We start from the raw sequence: 25,645 nt of genomic DNA, 5'->3' as shown, positions 1-25,645 counted from the left end.
TAACTTTTGCAAAAAATAGAGATTACTGTTTGATTGCCGGTGATGCGTCGACAACCGCGTCCGCTTGCTGAACGACCGCCGGATGACGTCTGCTACGACAGGATGAAAGCGTGAAGGCGGAAATTAGCGTAAAGACCAGCGCAATCGCGCCCATAATGATGTAGGTCTGTTCAAAACCGATGCGATCGTAGAGGATGCCGGCCGGCGAGGAAATGACCACGTTGCCGACATAAATCATGGCCTGGTAGCCCAGCAGATACATGGTGGAATTGATACGTTTGTCAAAATGCTCGGCGATATACTTGAAGACGGAAACCAGCAGCATCGACTGTTCCAGCCCGTACAACGGTTTAATCACCGATATTATCAAATGGCTGTCGCTCAACCCGGACGCAATCAGCCGCGTCCCGACCAGTACGCCGACAAACAGCAGCCCTTTCTTGGCGCCGAAGTAGTTGACAATAAATGGGATCACCATATACATCAGGAATTCCAGCCCGGATTGTACGGTGCTGAGATAGCCGAATATGGCATTCCCCTGCTCTTTGGTGCTGAAAAACGTCACAAAGAAACGTGAGAACTGCTGCTCCGCGATAAACATCATCCAGGCGACGCCCGCCACATACAGACAGAACGCCCAGAATTTGCCGTTACGCAGCAGGGCCATGACATCGGCAAACACAATTTTTTCTTTGGATAATACGGCGCGCGCCTGTTCGCTGGCGCTATCCACTTTCAGCGTGAGCAGCACCAGTAACATGATAACGGAAGCTATACTGCCCAAAATGAAGTTATAGGCGGGAGAAATGTTAAACAGCACCCCGGAAAACGATGCGGCGATGGCCCAGCCAAGCGAGCCCCACATCCGCACCTGACCAAATTCCAGACCGCTGATACGGCTATAGCGATCGGCATAGGATTCACAGGCCGCAACCCCGGCATACCAGGCGAAACTCAGATAAATGGCCCCGACAATAATGCCCAGCATGGTATGACTGATCAGTAGCGGCTGGTAAACATACACAAAAAATGGCGCCATCAGCGCCGACATCACAACAATAAAATACAGCAGGGCTTTACTCATGCCGATTTTATCCATGATGTAGCCATATATCGGTTTCAGCACAACCGAAAAAATACCGTTAACCGCAAATACCGTTCCGATAATCGATCCGCTTAATCCTGATTTTTCTCCCAGCCAGATGGCTAATAGACCAACGCTTGCCGACCAGGTAAAAAAATAGAGGAATATAACCGCACTCATTTTGTAATAACTTGCTTTGTTTTCAGCAGTGATCATTTTTATTTCCACCTTTAACAGGTAAGGGATAAATAAACGCAGTCAGCGGGAGTTAACGAATGGCAATGCTTTTTTCCGTCTGCATCTGAATCAGTTTTATTGCCGTATCGGAGAATGACACGTCCGGGGGCGGCGCCAGAGGTGCGTCCTGCCGTATCTGAGCGGCGACGGCGACGCCTAGCCAGTGAACGCCGGGGGCAAGTTGGATGGTCAATATGGGAATGGCCGCACATTCAGCGAACATGATGCTGCTGTTGGGCGGCGTAATGAGAGTATCCGCGCGGCGTGATACGCGGTTCCCTCTATCCAGCAATAGACTACGGCCGTTTTCGGCCTGAATACGGCATTCACGTGGTTGTATATCCGTCTGGGTATGTTGATTGAAAATCACGGCGAAGCCCCCTTCCACCGTATCCAGCGTCCGGGCGGTATCTATCCGGTGTACCCGGACATGCCAGCCCTGGCAGGGAATCAACCAGGTGGCAATATGCACATCCGCCCATGGCGACCAGCGGGAGAAGATGAAATCGTCGGTCGTCGTCACTTCCGTACAATCGCGCCGTCCGCGGAAATAGTTATCGCCATCGGCTAATAACAGTATGGAATCGCAGGCAGCATGCTTGATGCCATAGCGGCCGCGTTCCACGGTAAAGCCCAAATGGCTGGAATAGGCGAATTTGGTGTACTTGGCTTCCGTATTGACGTAGTTATTCAGCTCAAGCTGGCCGGATGTCAGCATATAAACATGCGAAGAGCGATCGTCATGCACCAGGATCTGATCGGCCTCTTTGATAGCCCGATGCGCACGCAAGACCGGCAGAGGTTCTTCCTCGGCCTGCCAGAATGGATGTTCCTCCGGCAAGGCCAGAATCAGGAAAAACTTAAACGCCCAGTAGGGGGAACCAGGCGAATTGTAATCTTCCGCCATGATAAGGTTCGGATAAGCGTAGCCAATCGTCAGAATGCCGTCACGATCGAGGATCGGCTGCGACATCCACCAGCGCAGGTGACGCAGGAGCAGGCCTTTTATTACTCCGGGGGAGAACGTATCCAGTTCGGCGAACGCCGCCGCGCTCCAGAAGGCGGCTTCGGCAAAGCGGTAGGTCAGGCTGCGTCCGAACGGTATTGCCAGACCGTCTGAGGAGAACATGTAAATAAAATCATTGGCGAAAGCGGCGGCTCTGGCTCGCAATATCTGCGCCCGTGCGGGATCATCATGCCGCATCAGTGTGGCGTAGATTAATCCATAGTAATGAAAAGCCATTGAAATATAATAATCTTTTGGCCGTCCGGGGCCGTCGGAATACCACCCGTTGCCCAGATAATAGGCTTCCATTTTGGCGAAACGCATCTCGACGGCCGCCTTATCCCATGGCATGTTCGCCTGTTTAAAGCCAAGCTGAACCATGATGGCGAAATAGTTCCAGTTGCTATCCGGCATCTCCGCCTGGCTGATTTGATTTAGCCACTGATGAAGATTTTCCCGTTCCTGTTCGCTCAACTGCTCGGTTAAGCGATTTTTCATCAGGGATAATCCCAGCCCATAAACGGCCATCTCCACCAGCCGCTGATCATACGGGCCGGTTTCACCCCAATATTCAGGATGTGACGGATCGGTGCCATGGCGGATAGCCGTCAGATATTTTTCCCAGTACGGCAAAGGTTCTCCAGAGGACAATAAGGGAAATACCCCCAGAGAATTCTGGATAACCCCTCCATTTCGGCGATTTCAGGCGCGTAGTGGGCGCAGGTCCGTCCGAAGGCGATCCCGCTTTTGCCATGAATAAAATAGTTATCAACCGCCGACAGCATCGAATTTAACGTCTGAATGACCTGCCGACGTTGTGATCCCCTGGTGTTTGCATGGCTATTTTCTTTATACATAAGAATGCCTTTGATTCAGGATGAATCTAAAAAGAAGACACAAGTTTTACGCTGCGGGAGTATTTTTACCGAGGTAAAATAGTCCGGGCTTCCGCGTGATATTTGCTAACCCGAACAGAGCTTAATGTTTTTATTTATGCGCCAAATGTTATCAACGTCACATAAATATATTCAGTCTGATTGACGGATGGGTTTAAAAATAAAATAGTGAATCAATTTAAAAAAAACCGGTGAAAAGTTTCAATATATTGTCCTATGAACCCGCCCAACTCACATGAACACCTTGAACTGATCTCGCTGTTTGATCGTTACATTTCATTCAACCGGCTCTATGCGAACTCGATCCGTTACCACCACTGGCATCAATGTCTGGAAATGCTGTTCGTTGAGGAGGGGTATGGGGTTATTATTGTTGATAATCAGCAATATACAATGAAGCCAGGCCGGTTATTCATCTTCCCGCCGTTTAAACTGCACAAGGTGATGGTGGAAGATAGCCAACGCGATCGTTACCGCAGGACCATTATTCATCTGGATAACGTGGTGCTGTATAACTATCTGCACAACTTCCCGCAGAAGCGCGCGCTGCTGCACCGCTTATGCCATCCCGACAGCCGCGCCGCCGCCTACGATCTGGCGGATATTCGTGTTACGCTGGATACGCTGTTCTCACGTTTCATCGAGCTTGGCGAAGACGGCAACTATTCACTTGAGGATATCGCCTGCCTGATTTTACAGATACTCACCCTGTTGCCGCCGCAGGCGGAAAATAAAGACATCATCGACGACAGTCTCTCGGCGAAAGTGATGCAATGGATTGAAGAACACTATATGGAAAAGTTCAGTCTGGATACGCTGATAAGTTATTTAAATTTATCCAAGAGTTATGTATCCCGCCGATTTAAACAGGAGACGGGAGAAATGATTCATGAATATCTGCTGACCAGGAGAATAAAAGCCGCCGGCGAGCTATTGCGAACCAGCAATAATTCTATTGATGATATTTCACAACAGGTTGGGTTTTCCGACAGCCCCTATTTTATTACCTGCTTTAAGAAAATGATCGGCCGTACGCCGCTGCAATATCGCAAGAATTACGCGCCGAAAAATCATCAGGAAGCGGAAAAATAAAATGAAGTGCCAGTGGACATCGACGAACCGTCACACTGGCTGAGAAATTAGCCTGATTGGCAACACAGCGGAGTATTACTTGGCTTTTTGCAGCGTCGCCTTCACCTGCCCGATCAGTTCACGCCGGAAATCCCCCAGACGCGGCTTGTCGTTCAGCCAGGGCAGCGGCCGGCACAGTTCCATGGCTTTGATGCCAAGACGCGCCGTCAACAGGCCCGCGCCAATCCCCTGCGCGGCGCGCGCCGACAGTCTGGCCGCCAGATCCTGCGACATCCAGTCCATACCGATCTCCCGCACCAGTTCGGATGCCCCGGCAAAGGCGATATTCAGCAGCACCAGGCGAAAAAGGCGGATACGGCTGAAATAGCCCAGGTCGATGCCGTAGAGCGCCGCAATGCGGTTGATCAACCGCAAATTTCGCCAGGCGATAAAGGCCATATCCACCAATGCCAACGGGCTGACCGCGATCATCAGGGTCGACTCCGCCGCGGAACGGCTGATTTCCTGGCGCGCCTGACGATCCAATACCGGCTGCACCAGCCGGGCATACAGCTCAATCACCTCACGGTCATTATGCGTTTCATGCAGCGAAGCCTGCCAGCGCTGCAACGCCGGGTGTCCGTTATCCAACCCGGCTTGCCGGGCCAGCTTTTCACAAAATTCACGCCCGCGCCCAATGCCGTGGCTGTGCAGTAAATCACGGGCGACATCACGCTCTTCCGCCCGCTGGCGCAGCCGGTACAGCCGCCGCCATTCCACGGCGATCGACCCTACGCCGGCCACGACAATTAAACCGCCGGCGGCGATGCCGCCCAGCGCGATCCAATCCTGCTGAACCCATGAATTATGCAGCGATTGCACGCCCTGCGCGATGGCGCTAACGCCAAACAGCGTCAAACCAGCCATCACCATGCGCCGCCACAGGCTGCGTTTCGGACGCAAGGCGGCGTTGACGACCTCTTCCGCCACCCCCTCTTCCGGCACTTCCTGTTCACGGGCAATAGGCGCGAAGTGTTGCGCATCCTGTTCGTCAAATGCCTGGCTGGCGCGCAACTGCGGCTCCGGCTCCGCTGGCGATGCCTGATCAAAGGTCATGCGCGGTTTCAGTGGTTCGTTCATCGCAATTTATCTCCCAATAAAAACTCCATTACCGTATCCAGACGGATGTGGGGCAACGGGGTGTCCACCGTCATTTCACGCGGACGAAACTGATCAAAATGGAATCCCTGCTCTTGCCAGAACGCGGCGCCGGGCAACCGGGCCGGCACTTCGCCCGGATAGACGGTCAAAGGCTGACTGTCGCTCAGACGATTGCCCTTCAATGCCGGTATTTTCTGCCCCTGATGTTCCACCACGCCGCTTTGCGTCGACTGAACGGACGCAATACCGGCGCAATCCATGCTGATGCCTTCAAAGGCGGCATTCTGCCAGGCCTCCTGCACCAGTTGCTGAAGCAACGACACCAGATTCGCGTGTTGATCGGCGGTGATGTGATCCGATTTACTGGCGGCGAACATCAGCTTATCGATGCAGGGGGAAAACAAACGGCGAAACAGCGTGCGCTTGCCGTAATGAAAACTTTGCATCAATTGGGTTAACGCCAGCCGCATATCGTTGAAAGCATGCAGGCCGCTGTTCAGCGGTTGCAGGCAATCGACCAACACAATCTGACGGTCAAAACGGACAAAATGATGCTTATAAAACCCTTTAACCACCGTTTGACAGTAATAATCAAAACGCCGGCGCAGCATGCCGATATTGGTTTTGCCGTCCGCCTGCGCCAGTTTTGCCTCGCCTAATTTGTCCACCTGCGGCCACGGGAAAAATTGCAGCACCGGCGCCCCGGCCAGATCGCCCGGCAGCACAAAACGTCCGGGCTGAATAAAATGCAGCCCTTGCTGTTTGCAGCGCAGTAAATAGTCGGTATAGGCCTGAGCAATCGCCGCCAGTTGATTTTCATCCGCCGGCGCCAACGGGTCGAGCGATGCGCACAACGTCAGCCACGGCCTGGCCCACTCGGCGCGATCGCCCTGCAACAGCCCCGCCATCTGGCGCGACCAACTCAGATAGCTCTGTTCAAGCAACGGCAAATCCAGCAGCCATTCGCCGGGGTAGTCCACTATCTCCAGATACAGCGTGGAGGTATCTTTAAAGTGCCGCAGCAGCGAATCATTGGAACGGTAGCGCAGCGCCAGCCGGATTTCGCTGACACCGCGCGTGGGCGTCGGCCAACTGGGCGGCGAGCCATACAACGCCGCTATGCCTTCATCATAGGCGAAACGGGGAATACCAAGATCGCGCTGCGGCACGCGTTTGGCGCCCAGCAAGCGCCCTTCCCGCACCGCGGAAAATAACGGCAGATGAGCACCGCTGTGTACATTCAGCAACTGATTGACAAACGCCGTAATAAACGCGGTTTTCCCGCTACGGCTCAATCCGGTAACCGCTAATCGCAGATGACGATCCACGCCGCGGTTAACCAGTGAATTAAGCTCATTCTGTAATCGCTTCATTGGATAAATCATTACTCCTTAAAGATTAGTCAGCGGTTGGCCGATGCTTCGGCGGCAGCGGCGCGAAATAACCGACGATCAAGATCAGGATCGCCACGCCGATAAAGGCCACCGCGCGCGCCAGTCCGCCGCCGCCGGCGCTGTCCACCACAAACAGTTTGATGATGGTCACGCCCAGCAATAACGCCCCGGTCAACCATCCCGCCCGCTGTTGCCGCCGAGTCGACCACACCATGCCGACCAGCGCGGAAAGCGACCACAAAAGCGCAAAGGTGGTTTGCACCAGACGAGAATGCCATAGCGCGTCGCCCGACCACGGGATCTGCGCATACCAGGCCAGCGACCTTAGCAGCAGGCCATTTAGCAACCAAAAACTTAACAGCCACAATGCAAAACGGCATTGCCCTTTTAGGGCGAAATTGTCTACCGGCGCCATCAGCGCGCGCCGATACCAGATGAGCAGCGCCGCGATACCCAGCGCCATGCCGGCTTCCAGCGGATTAAACAGCGGAATATAGAACGCATGTCCTTCATGCCAGGCTATCTGCCCATCCATCAGGTTAGCCGCGCCCAACAGGGTAAACAGCGTGGCGATCGGCGGCACCAGCCCCGTCCGGTTATATAATGATGCCCACTTCGTCAACGGCCACAGCCAATGACGCGTCGGCGACGCCAGCGCGATGATGATTAGCGATAGCAGAACGATCTCTAAGACCGGCTGACCCTCTTCCACCGCTGCCGGGATTCGCGGATACAGATATTGCGATGCCAGCAAAAAGAGAAAGACGATCGCCATCCAGAACAGCGCGAGGTGAAAACCTTGCGTCAACCGTAATGGCAGCGATGCTTCATTGCGATAGAGCAGCCAGTAAGCGATAGCAAAACTCGCCAGCCAGCTTCCCAACGCGACGCATTGTTCACCGGCACTCAGCAACGGCAGTTGGCGGGAATCCGCCAGGTCCAACAACGCCAACAGCATAATTCCCCACAGTAACCCGCTACTGTGGCGCAGCGCCGCCCAGTCGAGGCGTTTCCCCACGCGAAGCCAGATCAGCGTAGACGCGGCGACAGACAGCAGCGCCACTGGCGTATATAACAGCGCATGCGTACTCCAGGACGAGACAACCCCGCTGCGATGCCAGAAATCCCTGATATAGACATCCAGCGATCGGTCGACCGCGTAAAACAGCCAGCCAAGCCAACTGGCGATACCCAGGATAAAGAAGCCCCGGCTTAATTCGCGCCAATGCCTTTCCACCTGGCGATAACGCCGCCAGCACAGGCTGGCGCACAGCGCGGCCAACGCCAGAATGCCGAAGATAAACAGGAATGACGTTGTCGATAACGTTTCGAAAAACAGCGCATACCCGGCGGACAGAACGCCCAGCAGCATGATGGACGCGCCGCTCCATCCCATGCGGCGCTGGTTTTGATATAACCCCGCCCACAATACGCACAGTCCTTCCAGCAGCCAGGTCATTGATGTCCATTCGGCGGAAAAGGCCAACGGCACCGCCAGCGTCAGAAAACAGCCGCTAAGGGCGAACGAAAACAGCTTCAGCCGCGGGGACTTGATGCGGGGCTGCATTCCCAGCAGCAGGTAAAACAGCCCATAGCCCAAAGCCGACAGCGCCGGGCCATAGATCCAGCGCTGCGTGATCAGGTACTGCATGCCAAAGCCGATTAGCGGCGGCGCGAATAGCAAAATGCCATCGACAATCTGTTTACCCACCGGCTGATGACGCAGGGAGAACAGCAGCGCGCCCACGCCGAATATCAGAATATTGACGATCAGGAATAGCTGACTGCTGAGGTAGTAATCTTGCTGATAATGGTTCGCGCCCCAGAGCATCCCTACGCCAAAGGTAAAGAACAGCCCCAGCAGGTTAAGCTCTCGCCACGACTGGCGCGCGCTGATAGCCAGAATGCCCAGCGACAGCAGCAGGTAATAGGAAAACAGCACCACATGGTTGCCGCCGCCTTCCGACAGCAGGATCGGCGCCAGATAACCGCCGGTGCTGGCCAACATCGCCAGGCTTAATGAACGCTGTAATACGGCCAGCCCGACGCTGGCGGCGCAAAGCATCAACAACAGGGCAAAGGCCGCCGTATAAGGCAGCAGCAGATAAAGCCGGAAAGCGCCAAATACCGTGATGTACAGCGCCCCAACCGCACCGCCCTGTAATATCAGGGCATACAGCCGCTGCTTATGGCGTAAATACCAGCCAAACGCCAACAGTCCGCCGCTGATTAACGCCGCGATCCCAAGACGCCACTCGATCGCCAGCATATCGCGCTCGATGGTGTATTTCATCAGGTACGCCAGGCCGAAAAACAGCAGCAAAATACCGATTTTGGCCAGCGGATTTCCCTGCCACAGCCAACCGGCCAACGAAGAAAACAGGCCGGAATGCGATTCGGCCGCGGCCGTCGGCTCATCGCCGGCCTTTACGGCAAGCGACGCGGCAATCGGCCCATCGAAGCGCGCGGCTGACTTGTGATTTTCAAACCTTTCCGGCTTAGCCGGCGCGTCCGCCACTGGCCTGGCCGCCGCTATCGCCGCGTCTGTCTCCGCGCGCGTTGCCGCCGCCATCTGAGGATCGTCCGCCCTGTTGGCCGCGTCCAATTGCGCGACCCTGGCTGAAACGCGGGTCAGTTCGGATTGTAGCCGGGCGACGGTTTGTTCAAGCCGCTCGGTCTGCTGTTGGTTATGCGCGCTGCGCCTATACGCCGCTAACACCACGATTGGCATCAAGACGACATAGATCAGCAAAATAGCCAAGCCAATTGCAAACCATGAATCATCCATGAAGCACCTTATTGATTAATTGAAACGAATGATGCGGTTGTACACGAATTCAGGATAACTCACAAACCTGGGTCACGGCCGTTGTTGCAGGAAAGATAAGATACGACGCGATATTATCGTCTAGAACGGAAAAAGTTCGGCGAACGGATAATATCGGCGTCGTCAGTAAAGCATAGCCGCTGTTTAAGATCGCCATGGCGCGAATTTGCCATGGTTCAGGGTTAAAGCTGGCGGAAACGGTTCTCTACGCCAAACGTATCGGAAGTGACGTAGCGTTCGATATTTCGTAAACGCTGTTCGCTGGCGCTTAAAGTGGCGTCAGCCTCATTCAGCAACTGGCTCGGCGTGCGGGATGGCGCCTCATCGTTGAAGCTGCCCGCCGGCGCCGGTTCCAACATAAAAGTCAGGATGATATAAGCGACGATGGTAAAGAAGAACAGGCCGAAAAACATCGACAGCACCACAATCACGCGCACCAATTTAACCGGCACATCAAAGTAGCGGGCCAGCCCGGCGCACACGCCCTTCAGCATCCCCTCTTCCGGTATGCGATATAACGTTTTACCTGACCATGTATTTTTCATTAAGATTTTCTCCAGTCCGGATGCTCTGTGTCCAGAATTTCTTCAAGCGCCTGAATGCGTTCACGCATACGGCGGGCATCTTCCGTTAGCCTCGTTAAACGCTGCATGTCGCCTTGTCCCAGTTGCGCATTGTTTTGCTTACGCTGACTGTAATGCAGCCAAAGCCATATCGGCGCCACAAAAATCAAGAAAATGGTCAGCGGTATGGCAAGAAACAAAGCACTCATCGTAACTCCTTAATTATTATGTTTTCCGGGTATGGCATGGGCTGCCGCCAACCTTGACGACAGCCGGTCCGGTTATTCTGCTGGTTTAACTTTAGCTTTAAGCGCCGCCAATTGCGCACTGATTTCATCGTCGGCCTTCAGTTCGGCAAATTGCTGATCCAGAGACTTTTGTTTGCCCAGACCTACGCTTTCCGCTTCGGCTTCCATGGTATCAATGCGTCGTTCAAACTGTTCAAAACGCGCCATCGCTTCATCCAGCTTACCGCTATCCAGTTGACGGCGGACATCGCGCGACGAGGATGCCGCCTGATGGCGCAGCGTCAGCGCTTGCTGGCGGGCGCGGGTTTCGCTCAGTTTATTCTCCAGTTCGCCGATTTCACGTTTCATTCGCTCCAGCGTTTCTTCCACGCTTTCCGCTTCATGCTGTAATACCGCAATCAGATCCGTCAGTTTCTGTTTTTCAATCAGCGCGGCGCGGGCCAAATCGTCTTTGTCTTTACGCAGCGCCAATTCGGCTTTTTCCTGCCATTGCGCCTGCTGGGTATGCGCCTGTTCGATGCGGCGGGCAATTTGTTTCTTTTCCGCCAGCGCGCGCGCCGAGGTAGAACGCACCTCAACCAGCGTGTCTTCCATTTCCTGAATCATCAGCCGTACCAGCTTTTGCGGATCTTCGGCCTTATCCAGCAACGAATTAATATTGGCATTCACGATGTCGGCAAAACGAGAAAAAATACCCATAATCACATCCTCTTAATGATTTCCAGCGTCTGATTACGCCTGATTTATTATCACTACCGGTCATTCGGCGGTGGTGACATGGCTATACTTTATCAAGAACCATGCCAACTTCTGTTTTTCTGTAACTCATTGAAAAATAGTGGATGGAATGTTTTGACTATTTTTCAAGAGCGGATAGATTAGTCAAATAAACCAACTATTGGTAAAAATCACACGGTGAATATTAATGGCACAGGAAAAAGAAAATCTATTGGGTGAAGCAAACAGTTTTCTTGAAGTGCTGGAACAGGTTTCGCAATTGGCGCAGCTAAATAAACCGGTCTTGGTGATTGGCGAACGCGGCACCGGTAAAGAGCTGATCGCCAGCCGTCTCCACTACCTTTCCCCGCGTTGGCAAGGCCCGTTCGTTTCGCTGAACTGCGCCGCGCTGAATGAAAATCTGCTGGATTCCGAACTGTTTGGTCACGAGGCCGGCGCGTTTACCGGGGCGCAGAAACGTCATCTGGGGCGTTTTGAACGTGCCGACGGCGGCACGCTGTTTCTCGATGAACTGGCCACCGCGCCCATGCTGGTGCAGGAGAAGCTATTACGCGTCATAGAATATGGCGTACTGGAACGCGTCGGCGGCAGTCACTCGTTACAGGTGGACGTCCGGCTGGTATGCGCCACCAATGACGACCTGCCCGCGCTGGCGGCCAGCGGAAAGTTCAGGGCCGATCTATTAGACAGGCTGGCATTTGATGTCGTCCAACTGCCGCCGCTGCGTGAGCGCCAGCAAGATATCATGTTGCTGGCGGAGCATTTTGCCATTCAAATGTGCCGCGAACTGCGCCTTCCCCTGTTTCCCGGTTTCACCCCGCATGCGCGCGATATGCTGCACGCCTACCCCTGGCCGGGCAATATCCGTGAATTAAAGAATGTGGTTGAACGTTCGGTTTATCGGCACGGCAGTAGCGATCTGCCATTGGATACCATTATTATTAATCCGTTTCGCAAAAAGGCGCCCCTGGCTGAGGACAGCGCGCCGCCAGCGCTGACAGACAAAATCCCCGATTTCCCATTGGATATGAAGCAGTGGCAGCGCGCCCAGGAACAGACGCTGCTGGAACAGGCGCTGGCAAAGGCGCGCTTCAACCAGCGCAAGGCGGCGGAATTACTGGGACTGACCTATCATCAACTGCGCGGTTTGCTAAAAAAACATAGTATTAGCGTTAATGAATGACGTAGATAACCCGCTATTTTTATGCCGAATAAACAGGAGATGTAAAACATGGAAAGATGCCCATCAGAACGATTAATTCTACGCCAATGGCAAGCGGCGGATCGCGTCCCCTTCGCGGCGATGTGCGCCGATCCGCAAGCGATGGAATTTCTGATACCGTTGCCCACGGCCGACGACAGCAACGCATGGATCGATCGGCAAATCGCGCACCAGGCGGCTCATGGTTTTTGCCTCTGGCCGCTGGCAGAGAAAATCACTGGCGAATTTATCGGCGCGGTGGGCCTTGTCCGGGTCGGCTATGATGCGCACTTCACCCCCGCCGTCGAGATAGGCTGGCGCATCGCCCGTAAATTCTGGGGCAAGGGATACGCGCCGGAAGCCGCGCGCGCCGCACTGGCGTTTGGTTTTAGCGAATTAAAACTGGATGAAATTGTCGCCACCACCGTCGCCGCCAACGTCCGATCACGCCGCGTGATGCATAAGCTGGGCATGACGCATAATCCCGCTGACGATTTCGACTATCCGCGCGTTCCCGCGGGGCATCCGCTCAAATCGGTGATGTTATATCGGCTATCGCGCACGCAGTGGATAAAAAATTAGCGTCAATATTTTCAATATCGAATGCCATACGTCGCTATTCCCTACCCAACCCGCAAACGGGTAATATTCTTTATGTTATGCAGATGGTCAATAATAATGCCAATACTCATCATCCCATAATAATTTCGCGCTGGGCAGCGGCGGCTTGCTGGTATCCTTCGGCGAATACCATTTCCCCTGACGCATTAATTCCTTTTCCCGCTTCGCCGTTATTTTCTTTAAGTTTATCCATTTGGGATTTCGCCAGCCGAATACCTGAAATATTTCCTCCGCCAGTTTGCAGGCAGTTTCCGCATACGCTTTATAGTCACCATAAAAAAACAGTCCCCATAAAACACTACCAAGGACCAGCATCATAGTGGTCGCTAGATAAAACTGGTCATAATTGTTTATCACTGCATTAAGAAGATTTTCCCAGAAAGTCCCTTCATCCATAAAAAAACCGATAGAACTAAAGATAATAAACATAAGCAGAGTCATAAACGCGCTTATTTTAACATCGGATATCGCCTGAATATAACGACCATGGCTGCATCGGGGACATACCGAGACAATCTGCAACGCCGGTACGGCAATGGCGTAAACCTGATAATGGTCGTCCTGCCATGCCGCCGCCAACTCCACCTCGTCGCCCGCCTTCAGGTGCGTCATCCCCACCCAACCGGCAAACGGCTGGCCGTTTATCATCCCTTGCACATAGTCCGCGTCGTCTAAAACCGTCTCTTCCCCCTTCAGCGCCAGCCCCGCCAGCGCAGGGCTACCGATAGCAATGGCACCCGCGCCCACCGCGCCCTTTTCTCCCGCCGTCAGTGTTCTGTCTGAAGAGGTGGCATACACATCAGGATCAAAGTTAGCCTTGCAGCGGATACGGTTAAAAGACTCCAGCCGACCGGTGATTTTTTCCAGTTTGCCGCTCGGCGGCAATACCGGCGGCGGCGGCAACGCCTGCCATTCGCTTAATACCTGCTGATAGTGCTGTTCCGCCTGCGCTAAATCAGCTTCCGTAACGCTCCGATGATTACTGTCAAGGCGACGGCGTACGGACTGTATTTTTAGTTGAGCCTCGAACAATTCCTGACGAAGCTCCTTGGGGTTAATTACCTTTTCTTTTCTCATCACATTCCCTTTAAAAGCGATCCAAACTCTCTAGCGGCGGATGATATTTTTTATGCTGTAGCCAAATGTCAGTAATAATGCCAATACTCATCATCCCATAATAATTTCGCGCTGGGCAGCGGCGGCTTGCTGGTATCCTTCGGCGAATACCATTTCCCCTGACGCATTAATTCCTTTTCCCGCTTCGCCGTTATTTTCTTTAAGTTTATCCATTTGGGATGACGCCAGCCGAATACCTGAGATATTTCCTCCGCCAGTTTGCAGGCAGTTTCCGCATACGCTTTATAGGCGCCATAAAAAAACAGCCCCCAAAAAACACCATTTATCCCCAGCCCCATCGCAATCAAAAAATAAAAATTACCTTTATTATCAGTTAATTCATAAGAAAAATTCTCCCAAAATGTACCTTTACCCATTAGTAAAACTGCAATACAAGCCAATATAATAAAAAACAAACTCATAAAAGTGCCGAGCTTGATCCTGGAAATCGCCTCAATATAACGGCCATGGTCGCACTGCGGACATACCGAGACAATCCGCAACGCCGGTACGGCAATGGCGTAAACCTGATAATGGTCGTCCTGCCATGCCGCCGCCAACTCCACCTCGTCGCCCGCCTTCAGGTGCGTCATCCCCACCCAACCGGCAAACGGCTGGCCGTTTATCATCCCTTGCACATAGTCCGCGTCGTTTAAAATCGGCTCTTCCCCCTTCAGCGCCAGCCCCGCCAGCGCAGGACTACCGATGGCAATGGCCCCCGCGCCCACCGCGCCCTTTTCTCCCGCCGTCAGTGTTCTGTCTGAAGAGGTGGCATACACATCAGGATCAAAGTTGGCCTTGCAGCGGATGCGGCTAAAAGACTCCAGCCGACCGGTGATTTTCTCCAGTTTGCCGCTCGGCGGCAATACCGGCGGCGGCGGCAACGCCTGCCATTCGCTTAATACCTGCTGATAGTGCTGTTCCGCCTGTGCCACATCAGTCTCGGTGACACCATATTCGTTGTTATAAAGGTGTCGGCGAGCGGATTCCACTCGACATTCCGCCTCGAACAATTCCTGACGAAGCTCCTTGGGGTTAATCGCTTTTTCATTTCTCATAGGATTTCCTTTAACGCCTTTTCCAGATTAACCAACTGCTCGTCATAGCCGGCAAATGCCGGTTTTTGACCAAAATGGCACTGGGTGCACCAGGCCTGCAACTCATCATCAGAAAACAGCGTCACGATAACCTGCAATAACATCAGTCCTGCCTGCGCCTGCCAGGAGGCTAGTTTTCCCAACAATCGCAGCGCGCCGGTACGCGTCATAAACTTGCCGGCGATTTTTTTACCGTATCTTGACAAAGTATCGGCAAACCCCAGCATTCTCTCTCTGCGCCCGTAAATAGAAGCCAGTTCGCCGGCGGCGGAAAGAAACGTTCCCAGATATTTTAACGCCCCCGCGCCATCCACCACCCCCTTGACAAAATAGAAGCACGCCATACCAAAACGATTTTGATTATATGATTTTCCCAAATTCATACCGTCAAGTACCGCGGTCAATACCGATGCGGCACAGCCGACAAAAGCGCCGAATAACTTCATACTCTCGATAGTGACTTTGGCCGCCTTTTCCCCTTTTTCCAGCGCCGGCAACAGCAGGTCGCTGATCACCGACATCATGCTTAGCCCGCTGGCCGCCAGCGCCGCCTGGCTTTTCCAGTCATCCTGCTTAAGCTGGCTGTATAGATAGCCGACGTCCAGCGCATTGAAAAACAGCATCAGCAGTCCGACGCGCGATACTTTCAGGGTGTTTTTGCCCTCATCCGTATCCGCGAATTTTCCCCAAGCATCGTTCAGATCTTTATATTTCTTTAATCTCTCGCCGCCCTCCGGCAAAAATTCCTGGCTATTTCTCAGATCCTGCAAAATTTGCCGGCGCAGGTGCGGCATCTCCTGCAACTGAACCTCGAAGAGTCTCAGCGTATGCTCCAGCGGCACCCCGGCCCTGACGGAAAAAATGGTCTTGTAAATCATCGTGACATGATTATCAATATGCCCCCCCAGGCGGGTAACGTTAAAGATGCGATCGCCCACCGAGGCCATAAACAGATCCGCCTTTCTAAATTGCCGGTTTATCCAGTCGGGATTATCCGTCATATTTTTGGCGGACGCTTTCAGTGAGTTGGAGACAAAGTCGGAAAAATTTTTCAGATCGCTGGATTTCGCCAGCGCGGCATTCAACGCCGCCAGCGTGGTCGGTGCCGGGTCGTCTTTGGCGTTCTTCGCCGAGGCCAGCAGAGCTTCAAGCTCATCTTTTATCAGCGGATTATTGCCGGCGACCTGGTTCCAGATCAGATTGGCGTCGCTGCCGGTGCTTTGCTCATCAACCCAACGCTCAATCAACGCCTGCCCCTGCGGGACGTTGCCGATACCGTACAAGGCCACGCTGACGATATGGCAATAGTTAAAATTATCGAGAAATTCCGTCGTCTTATAATCCTGCAACGTAACGATAAATAACTCCGCTTCCAGCCAGTGCAGAATATTTACCGCCCGCTCATCAAACGCCTTCTTCAGCGATGCGCTGAATGTATCGGCGCAGCGCACGAAGTTTTCCCGCTGCGCGTTGTTCAGCCGGGACTGATATTTCCGCCAGCTTTGATGTCGCAGTTCGGCCGAACGTGCCGGATTACCCGCTAACCATATGTCCACCGATATTTTTAGCTCGGCAAATTTCGCGCGTCGATCTTCCGCGCTGTTACGACGCAAGAGGCCGCGTTGTTGAATGTAACTATCCGGCACTTTCTGCTGATACCACTCATCCACCCTGTCGCATTCATACAGCAGTTGTTGCCGCATCGCCGGCTGGTCGGCATAACGGGTGCGAATGGCGGCACGCTCTGCCTGTGTTTGCGCCAGCATGTCCACCGGGCTTGCCCTTCTGTCGCGAATCGACGCCAGTCTGTCCTGCGCCGCATCACTAACCAGACCCTGTACCATCAGCAGGTCGCTGTGGGTTTTCAGTTCAAATTCCCGCTCATCGGAAAATTGCGCCTGGCGCCCGGCGATATCCATACACCAGCCGTTCAGCTCATGTACGATGCCGATGGCATCCCACAGGGGCAGCAATAAGGGCGCGCAGGGCGAACCGTCTTTTTTCTTGCTGCGGCGCAACATTTTCTGCTCGGTGTCTCGGCTTTTACCCTGTCGCCCCAACGCCCAGGGATAGAGCGTGGAAACACTTTCCAGCACTCTTTGGTCGTAGCTATAAGCAGGCCCATTGGCTTTGGCGGCAGCGCTTATCGCCCGTTGCGATGCGGCGGAAGTGACGCTGGGCAATAACCCGGCGGAGCTGACATCCTGATAGTCAATCACGCTTTGCAACGCGTCCGCCGTCGCCTGGGTGGCGCCGGCCTGTTGCGGCTGATGAATCCATCTGGACGGCTGGATTTTCTGCATCCGCTTATTGCGCGCGCGCTCATCCTGCTGATAACGCGTCAGCGTCGCGCCGCTCCATTGATATTGACTGAACGCGACCCATACATCCCCGCACGTTTCAGGCTCCGCGATACAAAAAAATTCAACCATTGCAGGATCATGCCGTTCCACATTACATGACGGCGCCTTTTTCTCTTTAGGTTGGCCGGCATGGGTTTGTAACCACAGCGACCCATCAGGCGCAATACTGTAGCACTGCCAGTCATTGACGCCTTGAGATCCTTTGGCATAAAAAATATACAAATAACCGTAGCGCAACGCTCTTAAGGCGTAATGGTCGCCATTTTCCAGCGGTACACCGGTCAGCGGCGCGCTTTGCGCCCAGGCAGGCAAACGGGTGGAGATGGTTTTAGGCACGACGGCATAACGCACCGGCAGGATTGCCAGACCGGTGGAAGTACATTCGTTGTTACAAGCCATGGTAGAGTCCTTTCTATATACCGCTCACTGATTAAAAATTTGCGCTTGCGCCACCACCCGGTCCAGATCCTGTACCGGACGGGCAGCGCCATTCACGATGAGAAATATGCCTTTGGATGTGACGAAATTGTGCTCCATACGGTTTCCTTTTCATGTCCATTGAGGAATTTTATGGCGCGCATTATGCATAAAAAAACTGCAGCCTGACAAGCGATCTATTTAATATAAAATAAAGATAAATCAAACAATTAAAAACAAAATAATATTTATTATAATCATTATTAAGTGAAGGATCAGGCAGATCTCGCAGCCTGACCCCGTTTGATGATGGAAAGAATAAACTGTGGCGACTAAGGCTCGGTTCCCCATATCAGCGAGCCTTTATGATACACGGTCATCTTGTCCCAGTCGGTAAAGACGGTGATGTCGCTCAGGCAGGAATAATCATTGGTTTCGTCATAGTTGCTCCAGTCCGCCGGGTGAATACGCACCTGCACCTCGCCGCTCTCTGCGCCGGCCGGAATTTCCCCGGCGTCGCGGCCAAAAGCTATCTCCACATAGTGGTTAGCCCGTACGCTGCCGTCGGGCAACGCTTGTGAGCTGGCGATAACCTTATCGGCGCCCATATCGGCCCAATCGATATACCGCTGGTCGCTGGATTTACCATCGTCATTGAAATAGTAACGAACTTTCAGATCGCTCAGATTGATCGTGCCGCCGCCGGTATTTTTAATGTTGAACGCCAGATGAATGGCATTATCGGCGGGATTGCGGTTCCTATTGATGTATTGCAGCGCTACCTGCGGGGTTCCATTTTCCGGCGCCGTCGCTAGCGTGTCGTCCTCACCCCGGATCCGCTTTCTGACGAATTTACCCGAAGTTGTCAGATCCGCATCCGTCCAGCCGCCGCGCGTGTCCGCCCCCGGCGCCAACGCCGACGAAATCTCCGCCTTATCCGACAGCGACCAGTTAACCCAGCTGATGCCGCGCTGATTGAGAAAATCGAGCCAAACCCTGGATTCCGCCAGGAAAGGGCCTTTATCTCCCGCCGCCTCGCTGGTTCCCCATTCGCTGACAAAAATGGGAACGCCCCGATTCAGGGCATAATCAAGCCGTTCGCGTAACGACAGCTTGTGCGTACCGGCATAGAAGTGCAGTACATACATCGTGTTCCGATCCGGCAACGGATTGTCAGCGGCATCCTGCACATCCTGGCTCCAACTACCGGTGCCGACAAGAATAAGGTTATCGGGATCTTTCGCCCGAATCGTCTGCGTCAACGCCAAAGCATAAGGCCGGATCCGATCGTTCCAGGTTACGTCGCCGTTCGGTTCGTTGGCGATCTCATAAATCACATTCGGCGAATTACCGTACAATTCAGCCATTTCATTAAAAAAGGCTTTGGCCGCTGTTTTATGCTTATTCGGATCGCCATCGGACAAAATATGCCAGTCGATAATCACGTAAAGACCAAGACTCTGCGCCGCCTCCACCGCTTCTTTCACCTTGTCGGCCACAGACGGGTCGGTAATATACCCCTCTTCCTCCGTATACATCGCCAGCCGGAACACCGAGATCCCCCAGTCGTCCCGCAGCCATTTCATCGCATCCTTATTGACGAATTGACCGTACCATTGCAGACCGTGTGAACTCATCCCCCGTAGCTGTACCGGCTTCCCATTGGCATCAACCAGCTTCCCGTCGGCGATGGATAACTGTCCATGAACCTGCACCGGTGTCGCCGCATCCGCCGGTAATGTCCGAACACAACCGCACAGCGCCACGACCAGTAACGCCGCCAGTTTGCCGGTGGCGATTTTTTTGACGCGTTCCATCCGCATACTCCCTTCTCCTTTGTGGTCATACCTTGGCTATCGGTATGTAAATCATATAACTCGCGCCATCGGGTAAAACCATCAGGCACGGCGAATTCACCGCGGCACATCACCATTCGCCGGAAATACGCTATGTCAGGATAGGAAACGAAGTCAAAAAAACATATAGGATGAAAGCTAAAAGGACGATAAGCGGCATAGGCGCCGCTTATTCAAAAGATTATGCTGCCGTCACCGGCAGCGGAGCCATTTTTATTTTTTCGCGACGGGATGGATAAAGAACGGCAGCGTTTCTTCATCCACGCGTGGCGTAAAGGTCACGGTATTGGCGCGGGAAGCCCACACCGACGACAGTTGCACCACCGGAATGATGTCGTAGTTATCCAGCGTCGAGGTCATCGCCTGCTGGAACAGTTGCTTACGTTGATCGTTGTCCAGCGTACGCATGGCGGTGGCAATCAGCTCATCGCTCTTCGGGTTGGAAACGTGCGATACGTTAAACGCCCCCAGCCCTTTGCTCTTGTCATTGGTGTGCGCAATTGACGACAGCGTATAACCCGCCTCACCGCTAACCGAGCCCCAGCCGGCCATGGTCATGATATAGTCGCCGCGAGTACGGGCGGGAACAAACACGGTACGCGATAGCGCGTTAACCTGCGTATCGATGCCGATCCGCGCAAACATCTGGCCCAGCGCCGTACAGGTTGCGCCATCGCCGGGGAAACGGTCGCTGGTGCAGTGCAATGGGAGTTTGAAGCCGTCAGGATAGCCCGCATCCGCCAGTAGCTGGCGCGCCTTGGCGACGTTGTATTCTAGTTTCGGCGGCGTGGGCAGCGCGCCGAAGAACTTATCGTCAATCAACTGATTGGCCGGTTTGGCAAAGCCTTCCAACGCGCGATCGGCAATCGCCGTGCGGTCGATGGCCAGCGACAGCGCCTCTCGCACCTGCGGTTTGCTCAGCGGGTTGACGTCCAGCGGCTTGCCGGCCTTGTCCGTCACCAGATCGCTATGGGCGCGCTGATCCGGATACAGCAGGAATATATAGATCGACTGCCCCTGCACCACGCTGACATCATGGTTGCGGCGCATTTTCTCCACATCGGAGAACGGCACGTAGTTCACCACATCCACACGTTTGGACAACAGCGCGGCCACGCGGGCGGCGTCATTGGAAATTTCGGTGAAGGAGACTTTATCCCAATCCGCTTTTCCGCCCCAGTAGTCGTCGTTACGCGTGACGTCAAAGCCGGTTCTGGCTTTAAAGCCGGCGAATTTGAACGGGCCGGTGCCAATCGCCGCTTTACCGCTGTTGAAATCTTCCACCGTCGCTTTGCCGATCGAATGCGGCAGGATGCTGACCCGAGCCAGGTCCTGCGGCAGCGCAGGGTTGGCCACGCTGGTCGCAACCTGTACCGTCAACGGCCCGGTAACCTCGACGTGGGTAATATTGCGCGTATTAATCACCAATCCGCCGTCTGGCCCGGCGGCGCCCGGCACGCGATCCAGCGAGAATTTCACATCTTCCGCCGTCAGCGGCTCGCCATTGTGGAATTTGACATTAGGACGAAGGGTGAACTCCCAGGTGGTGTCATTAATGGGTTTCCAACTTTCCGCCAGTCCCGGCGCGATTTGCAGATTTTCATCAAACGTGACCAGCGCTTCGTAAATATTTTTAATGGCGGCAATTTGATGCCCTAACGCCATATAGTGCGGATCCATCGCTTCCGGGCCGGCGCGTACGCCGATTTTCAGATCTTGTGCCTGCGCGCTGCCGACGGCGAGGGAAACAGCCAGCGATAACGCGGTAATCAATGTCCGGGATTTCACACCTACCATAATGCCTACTCCTTAATGAAAAATGAGACCGTCTAAGTATTAAGATGACAAGCAGAGAAATGTCCCGACTCAACCTCACGTAATGGCGGCTCCTCCTGAGAGCAGCAAGCCATCGCATGCGGGCAGCGGGGGTGAAACTTACAACCTTTGGGTGGCGACAACGGCGAGGGGATCTCCCCCTTGATTGGGATAAAGGTTTGACGCCGGGAGTTAAGCGTCAGCATGTTGCCCAGTAACGCCTGGGTATAAGGGTGATTAGCCCGGCTAAAGATGGTTTCCGCCGGCGCCAGTTCCACCAGTTTGCCGAGATACATGATGGCCACGCGATCGCTGAGATGGCGCACCACGCCGAGATCGTGACTGACGAACAGATAGGTCAGTTGCAGGCGTTCGCGCAGATCCATAAACAGATTGATCACCTGGGCCTGAATCGACACGTCCAGCGCGGCGACCGCCTCATCGCACACCAGAAATTCAGGCTGCATCGCCAGCGCGCGCGCAATACCGATACGCTGGCGCTGGCCGCCGGAAAACTGATGCGGAAAACGGAAGCGGTAAGCGGGATCAATACCCGCCTGATTCATCATTTCGCAGACGTAATCGTCCTGCTCGGCCGACGTAATCAGCTGATGAAACAGCGGTCCTTCGGCAATAATGCGGTTGATGCGGTGCCGCGGATTCAGCGAAGCATAGGGATCCTGGAAGATCATCTGCACCCGCGTGGTCAACTTCACTTCCCTGCGCCCTTGCGTCACGGCGACCGGCTTGCCCCGGTAGGTCACATTGCCCGACGTCGGGGCATGAATTCCCGCCATCACGCGCGCCAGCGTCGACTTGCCGCAACCGGACTCGCCAACCAGCCCCAGCACTTCGCCTTGCTTAATGCTTAGCGACACGCCATTGACCGCGTGTACGGTCGGGATGCTAACCTCGCGTCCCAGCAGACGGGCTATGCGCTGATCCAACGACAACGGCAGCGGAAAACGTTTATCGACGTTATTCATTTCCACCAGATTCATGATCTGACCTCCCGTTCGGCAGCATCGTGTTCAGTCACACGGCAAGGATGAAAACAGCTCGCGGTCTGGCCATCCGCCCAGCGCCGGCGCTGCGGCGGCGTCTGGCATATTTCGCTGGCATACGCGCAACGGGTGCGAAAGGCGCAGCCGTCATCCAGTCCCAGCAGCGAAGGCGTCATCCCCGGGATCTGCTTTAACGGTTTGCCCTGCTCGCCCTGTCCTGGCAGGGATTCAATCAGGCCAAGGGTATAAGGGTGAGCGGGATGATCCAGCACCTGATCGGTGGTGCCGGATTCCACCACCCGACCGGCGTACATTACGCAGATATGGTCAGCCAGTCCGGCCACCACCGAGAGGTCATGGGTGATCCAGACCAGCGCCACGCCTTCATCCCGCGCCAGCCGCTGCACCTCGGCCAGAATCTGCCCCTGAATCGTCACGTCCAGCGCCGTTGTCGGTTCATCGGCAATGATCACGTCAGGCCGGTGCAAAATGGCGGTGGCGATGGCGACGCGCTGACGCATCCCGCCGGACAATTCATGCGGATAGGCGCGTAGCCGTTCATCCGGCGCAGGAATACCGGCTTTAACCAGCGCCGCCCGCGCCCGCAGCATCGCCTGCTTGCGCGGTACGCGCTCATGCACCGTAATCGCTTCAATCATCTGATCCGCGACCCGCATGACCGGGTTCAGCGTCATCATCGGATCCTGAAAAATCATCGCCATCCGCACGCCGCGCAGCGGACGCAGCGATTTTTCCGATAATCCCACCAGTTCCGTCCCGCCAAGACGGATGCTGCCGCTGTGAATTTTCCCTGGCGGATCGATGAGTCCCATAATGGAAAATCCGGTGACGCTCTTACCGGAGCCTGATTCGCCCACCAGCCCCAGGATCTCGCCGCGGCGTAACGAGAAATCCACGCCATTGACTGCCTTGATGACGCCTTGCTCCGTGATGAAATGCGTTTGCAGGCCGCTCACACGCAGCACTTCTTCACGACGGCTTTCTGTGTTTGCCTTCATTTATTCAACCTCGGATTCAGGACATCGCGTAACTGGTCGCCGACCAGATTGATCGCCAGCATCAAAATCACCAGCGTGATACCGGGATAGACGCTCATCCAGTAACGGCCGCTGAGCATATATTCAAAGCCGCGATAGATCAGACCGCCCAGCGAGGGTTCGGTAACCGGCAGCCCGACGCCGAGAAACGAGAGCGTGGCCTCCAGCACAATCGAACTGGCGATCTGCACCGACGCCACAACAATCAGCGGCGGCAGCACGTTGGGCAGCAAATGTCCGAACATGATGCGCCGGGCGGGCAGCGGCACCGCGCTGGCGGCTTCGATATATTCCTTCTGGCGTTCGGCAAGCGCCGCGCCATGCACCGTGCGGGCGAAGTAGGCATACTGCGCCGCCACCAATGCCGCAATAACCTGAAATTGTCCCTGCCCCAGTATCGCCACCAGCACCAGAGCCAACATCAGCGGCGGGAAAGAGAGTTGCAGATCGACGATGCGCATCAGCACCGCTTCGGTGCGTCCGCCGACGAACCCCGCCATCAGGCCGATTAACGATCCGATAATCATCGCCGCCAGGCCGCTGATCAGGCCGATAGTCATGCTCAAACGCATGCCGTAAATGATGGCGCTGTAGAGATCCCGCCCGTCGGCATCCGTTCCCAGCACATGGATATAGCCGCCAGTGCCGATCGAACCGGGGCTAAGGCGGGCGTCCGCCAGTTCCAGAATCGACTGATCGAACGGGTTTTGCGGCGTGATCCACGGGGCGAAGAGCGCCATCAGCACCGCGATAACCAGCACCAGCAGCGCAAGACTGGCAATACGGCTACGCCGGTAATTACGCCAGACTTCCCGCAGATAGCTTTCCCGGCGCAGCGGGGGTTGTTGAGTCACATCGCTCATTTTCGGCTCCCAAGGCGGATTCGTGGATCGAGCAGGGAATACAGCATGTCGACCAGTAAATTAATGACGACAAACATCGCGGCGACCAGCAGCAGATAGGACACCACCACCGGTTGATCCAAGGTGCGAATCGAGTCAATGACCAGCTTGCCCGCCCCCGGCCAGGAGAAAATGGTTTCCGTGACCACGGAAAACGCCACCATGGCGCCGAACTCCAGCCCCAGCACCGTCGTCAGCGGAATCATTATGTTGCGCATGACATGGCGCAGCAGGATGCGCATCGGCGGCACGCCTTTGGCGCGGGCAAATTTGACATAATCGGACAGGATCGCCTCGCGCACGCCGGCGCGGGTCAACCGGACAATCAGCGCCAGCCGGAACAGCGCCAGATTGATTGCCGGCAGCAGCAGATGCGCCCAGCCATCCAGCGTCAGCACCGACCATGGGATGCCCAATACCGTCACCGTTTCGCCGCGGCCGCCGGAAGAAAACCACCCAAGCTCCACCGAAAAGATCAGGATCAGCATCAATCCCATCCAGAACCCCGGCACGGAAAACGCCAGCACGCTGCCCCCCATGATGCTCTTGCTCAGCCATGAGTCCGGGCGATAACCCGCATACATGCCCAGAGGAACGCCGATGATGATGGTCATCGCCATCGCCACCACCGCCAGCTCAAGCGTGGCGGGCAGATATTCAAGGATCAGTCCCATCGCCGGAACGTTATAAATAAACGACTCGCCAAAATCGCCATGCAGCGCATTGCCCAGAAATACCAGATATTGTTCCCACATCGGCTTATCCAGCCCGTAGCGCGCAATTGTCGCTTCACGCAGCGCCTGGTCCGCCTGGGGATTGATCAAAATGTCGATAGGGTTGCCGATGGCATACACCGCCATAAAAACCAATATCGACATCAGCAGCAACACCAGCAACGACTGCCAGGCCCGAACAGCAAAAAAACTCAACATATTCTCTTTATCCTTCGCGGCGCGAGCGGTGGGGAATC

19 protein-coding genes and 1 pseudogene are annotated in these 25,645 nt (G+C 54.6%); 3 read left to right on the top strand and 17 right to left on the bottom strand.

The features are described from left to right. Nucleotides 1-22: 22 nt before the first annotated feature. Complete coding sequence (locus ACN28R_RS07025) at nt 23-1,306, bottom strand: oligosaccharide MFS transporter (RefSeq protein WP_048639936.1); 1,284 nt, start codon at nt 1,304-1,306, stop codon at nt 23-25. Nucleotides 1,307-1,352: 46 nt separating this feature from the next. Continuing rightward, nucleotides 1,353-3,184 (bottom strand): annotated as a pseudogene (locus ACN28R_RS07020) (DUF2264 domain-containing protein). A 255-nt stretch (nt 3,185-3,439) separates the two neighbouring features. Between ACN28R_RS07020 and ACN28R_RS07015 the strand changes: the two are divergent. After that, the gene (locus tag ACN28R_RS07015) at nt 3,440-4,315 is read left to right on the top strand and encodes an AraC family transcriptional regulator (RefSeq protein WP_048638761.1); all 876 of its coding nucleotides are present in this window, start codon (nt 3,440-3,442) and stop codon (nt 4,313-4,315) included. A 75-nt stretch (nt 4,316-4,390) separates the two neighbouring features. Here the strand turns inward: ACN28R_RS07015 and ACN28R_RS07010 are convergent, their stop codons facing one another. The 6 genes from ACN28R_RS07010 to pspA form a co-directional block, all read right to left on the bottom strand. Beyond that, nucleotides 4,391-5,434, bottom strand: a complete 1,044-nt coding sequence (locus tag ACN28R_RS07010; RefSeq protein WP_095834010.1) for a YcjF family protein — start codon at nt 5,432-5,434, stop codon at nt 4,391-4,393. Next, a complete protein-coding gene (locus ACN28R_RS07005; protein WP_095835753.1) occupies nt 5,431-6,828 on the bottom strand; it encodes a YcjX family GTP-binding protein in 1,398 nt (465 codons plus the stop codon). The genes ACN28R_RS07010 and ACN28R_RS07005 overlap by 4 nt, the downstream gene beginning before the upstream one ends. A gap of 25 nt (nt 6,829-6,853) precedes the next feature. After that, the gene (locus ACN28R_RS07000; protein ID WP_095834009.1) at nt 6,854-9,637 is read right to left on the bottom strand and encodes a DUF2339 domain-containing protein; all 2,784 of its coding nucleotides are present in this window, start codon (nt 9,635-9,637) and stop codon (nt 6,854-6,856) included. Between the two features lie 221 nt (nt 9,638-9,858). Next, complete coding sequence (pspC, locus tag ACN28R_RS06995) at nt 9,859-10,221, bottom strand: envelope stress response membrane protein PspC (protein ID WP_048638758.1); 363 nt, start codon at nt 10,219-10,221, stop codon at nt 9,859-9,861. After that, nucleotides 10,221-10,448: an envelope stress response membrane protein PspB gene (gene pspB / locus ACN28R_RS06990; protein ID WP_048638757.1), complete on the bottom strand. Its 228-nt coding sequence runs from the start codon at nt 10,446-10,448 to the stop codon at nt 10,221-10,223. The genes pspC and pspB overlap by 1 nt, the downstream gene beginning before the upstream one ends. Before the next feature lie 72 nt (nt 10,449-10,520). Beyond that, nucleotides 10,521-11,186, bottom strand: coding sequence for a phage shock protein PspA (gene pspA, locus ACN28R_RS06985; RefSeq protein WP_048638756.1), 666 nt, complete (start codon nt 11,184-11,186; stop codon nt 10,521-10,523). Nucleotides 11,187-11,412: 226 nt separating this feature from the next. Between pspA and pspF the strand changes: the two genes are divergently transcribed. After that, nucleotides 11,413-12,408, top strand: coding sequence for a phage shock protein operon transcriptional activator (gene pspF, locus ACN28R_RS06980; RefSeq protein ID WP_095834008.1), 996 nt, complete (start codon nt 11,413-11,415; stop codon nt 12,406-12,408). A gap of 48 nt (nt 12,409-12,456) precedes the next feature. After that, nucleotides 12,457-13,008, top strand: coding sequence for a GNAT family N-acetyltransferase (locus tag ACN28R_RS06975; protein WP_095834007.1), 552 nt, complete (start codon nt 12,457-12,459; stop codon nt 13,006-13,008). 87 nt (nt 13,009-13,095) lie between these two features. On the opposite strand, the gene ACN28R_RS06970 is transcribed toward ACN28R_RS06975, so the two are convergent. From ACN28R_RS06970 to ACN28R_RS06930, 9 genes are all read right to left on the bottom strand, one after another. Beyond that, nucleotides 13,096-14,124 (bottom strand): putative type VI secretion system effector, encoded by a 1,029-nt coding sequence (locus tag ACN28R_RS06970; protein ID WP_095834006.1) that lies wholly within the window; start codon nt 14,122-14,124, stop codon nt 13,096-13,098. Nucleotides 14,125-14,192: 68 nt separating this feature from the next. Further along, nucleotides 14,193-15,221 (bottom strand): putative type VI secretion system effector, encoded by a 1,029-nt coding sequence (locus ACN28R_RS06965; protein WP_095834005.1) that lies wholly within the window; start codon nt 15,219-15,221, stop codon nt 14,193-14,195. Then, nucleotides 15,218-18,022: a T6SS effector BTH_I2691 family protein gene (locus ACN28R_RS06960; RefSeq protein ID WP_095834004.1), complete on the bottom strand. Its 2,805-nt coding sequence runs from the start codon at nt 18,020-18,022 to the stop codon at nt 15,218-15,220. The genes ACN28R_RS06965 and ACN28R_RS06960 overlap by 4 nt, the downstream gene beginning before the upstream one ends. A 350-nt stretch (nt 18,023-18,372) precedes the next feature. Next, complete coding sequence (locus tag ACN28R_RS06955) at nt 18,373-19,857, bottom strand: cellulase family glycosylhydrolase (RefSeq protein ID WP_375153858.1); 1,485 nt, start codon at nt 19,855-19,857, stop codon at nt 18,373-18,375. A 252-nt stretch (nt 19,858-20,109) separates the two neighbouring features. Next, complete coding sequence (locus ACN28R_RS06950) at nt 20,110-21,693, bottom strand: ABC transporter substrate-binding protein (RefSeq protein WP_095834002.1); 1,584 nt, start codon at nt 21,691-21,693, stop codon at nt 20,110-20,112. Between the two features lie 32 nt (nt 21,694-21,725). Further along, nucleotides 21,726-22,712, bottom strand: coding sequence for an ABC transporter ATP-binding protein (locus ACN28R_RS06945; protein ID WP_095834001.1), 987 nt, complete (start codon nt 22,710-22,712; stop codon nt 21,726-21,728). After that, the gene (locus tag ACN28R_RS06940) at nt 22,709-23,734 is read right to left on the bottom strand and encodes an ABC transporter ATP-binding protein (RefSeq protein ID WP_095834000.1); all 1,026 of its coding nucleotides are present in this window, start codon (nt 23,732-23,734) and stop codon (nt 22,709-22,711) included. The genes ACN28R_RS06945 and ACN28R_RS06940 overlap by 4 nt, the downstream gene beginning before the upstream one ends. Then, nucleotides 23,731-24,636, bottom strand: coding sequence for an ABC transporter permease (locus ACN28R_RS06935; RefSeq protein WP_048638749.1), 906 nt, complete (start codon nt 24,634-24,636; stop codon nt 23,731-23,733). The genes ACN28R_RS06940 and ACN28R_RS06935 overlap by 4 nt, the downstream gene beginning before the upstream one ends. Beyond that, nucleotides 24,633-25,607: an ABC transporter permease gene (locus tag ACN28R_RS06930; protein WP_048638748.1), complete on the bottom strand. Its 975-nt coding sequence runs from the start codon at nt 25,605-25,607 to the stop codon at nt 24,633-24,635. The genes ACN28R_RS06935 and ACN28R_RS06930 overlap by 4 nt, the downstream gene beginning before the upstream one ends. Nucleotides 25,608-25,645: the final 38 nt, after the last annotated feature.

The sequence above is a fragment of the Brenneria goodwinii genome, assembly GCF_002291445.1.
Taxonomy (GTDB): Bacteria; Pseudomonadota; Gammaproteobacteria; order Enterobacterales; family Enterobacteriaceae; genus Brenneria; species Brenneria goodwinii.
The sequence above is the reverse complement of the archived record's forward strand: the minus strand, read 5'-3'. Positions and strand labels throughout refer to the sequence as shown.

Excerpts from the sequence above, each read along its gene's own strand:
- ACN28R_RS06945 (WP_095834001.1), bottom strand. The coding sequence starts at position 22,712 with ATGAATCTGGTGGAAATGAATAACGTCGATAAACGTTTTCCGCTGCCG.
- ACN28R_RS06935 (WP_048638749.1), bottom strand. The coding sequence starts at position 24,636 with ATGAGCGATGTGACTCAACAACCCCCGCTGCGCCGGGAAAGCTATCTG.
- ACN28R_RS06975 (WP_095834007.1), top strand. The coding sequence starts at position 12,457 with ATGGAAAGATGCCCATCAGAACGATTAATTCTACGCCAATGGCAAGCG.
- ACN28R_RS06930 (WP_048638748.1), bottom strand. The coding sequence starts at position 25,607 with ATGTTGAGTTTTTTTGCTGTTCGGGCCTGGCAGTCGTTGCTGGTGTTG.
- pspA (WP_048638756.1), bottom strand. The coding sequence starts at position 11,186 with ATGGGTATTTTTTCTCGTTTTGCCGACATCGTGAATGCCAATATTAAT.
- ACN28R_RS07000 (WP_095834009.1), bottom strand. The coding sequence starts at position 9,637 with ATGGATGATTCATGGTTTGCAATTGGCTTGGCTATTTTGCTGATCTAT.
- ACN28R_RS06965 (WP_095834005.1), bottom strand. The coding sequence starts at position 15,221 with ATGAGAAATGAAAAAGCGATTAACCCCAAGGAGCTTCGTCAGGAATTG.
- ACN28R_RS06960 (WP_095834004.1), bottom strand. The coding sequence starts at position 18,022 with ATGGCTTGTAACAACGAATGTACTTCCACCGGTCTGGCAATCCTGCCG.
- pspB (WP_048638757.1), bottom strand. The coding sequence starts at position 10,448 with ATGAGTGCTTTGTTTCTTGCCATACCGCTGACCATTTTCTTGATTTTT.
- ACN28R_RS06950 (WP_095834002.1), bottom strand. The coding sequence starts at position 21,693 with ATGGTAGGTGTGAAATCCCGGACATTGATTACCGCGTTATCGCTGGCT.
- pspC (WP_048638758.1), bottom strand. The coding sequence starts at position 10,221 with ATGAAAAATACATGGTCAGGTAAAACGTTATATCGCATACCGGAAGAG.
- ACN28R_RS07010 (WP_095834010.1), bottom strand. The coding sequence starts at position 5,434 with ATGAACGAACCACTGAAACCGCGCATGACCTTTGATCAGGCATCGCCA.
- ACN28R_RS06940 (WP_095834000.1), bottom strand. The coding sequence starts at position 23,734 with ATGAAGGCAAACACAGAAAGCCGTCGTGAAGAAGTGCTGCGTGTGAGC.
- ACN28R_RS06970 (WP_095834006.1), bottom strand. The coding sequence starts at position 14,124 with ATGAGAAAAGAAAAGGTAATTAACCCCAAGGAGCTTCGTCAGGAATTG.
- ACN28R_RS06955 (WP_375153858.1), bottom strand. The coding sequence starts at position 19,857 with ATGGAACGCGTCAAAAAAATCGCCACCGGCAAACTGGCGGCGTTACTG.
- ACN28R_RS07015 (WP_048638761.1), top strand. The coding sequence starts at position 3,440 with ATGAACCCGCCCAACTCACATGAACACCTTGAACTGATCTCGCTGTTT.
- ACN28R_RS07005 (WP_095835753.1), bottom strand. The coding sequence starts at position 6,828 with ATGAAGCGATTACAGAATGAGCTTAATTCACTGGTTAACCGCGGCGTG.
- pspF (WP_095834008.1), top strand. The coding sequence starts at position 11,413 with ATGGCACAGGAAAAAGAAAATCTATTGGGTGAAGCAAACAGTTTTCTT.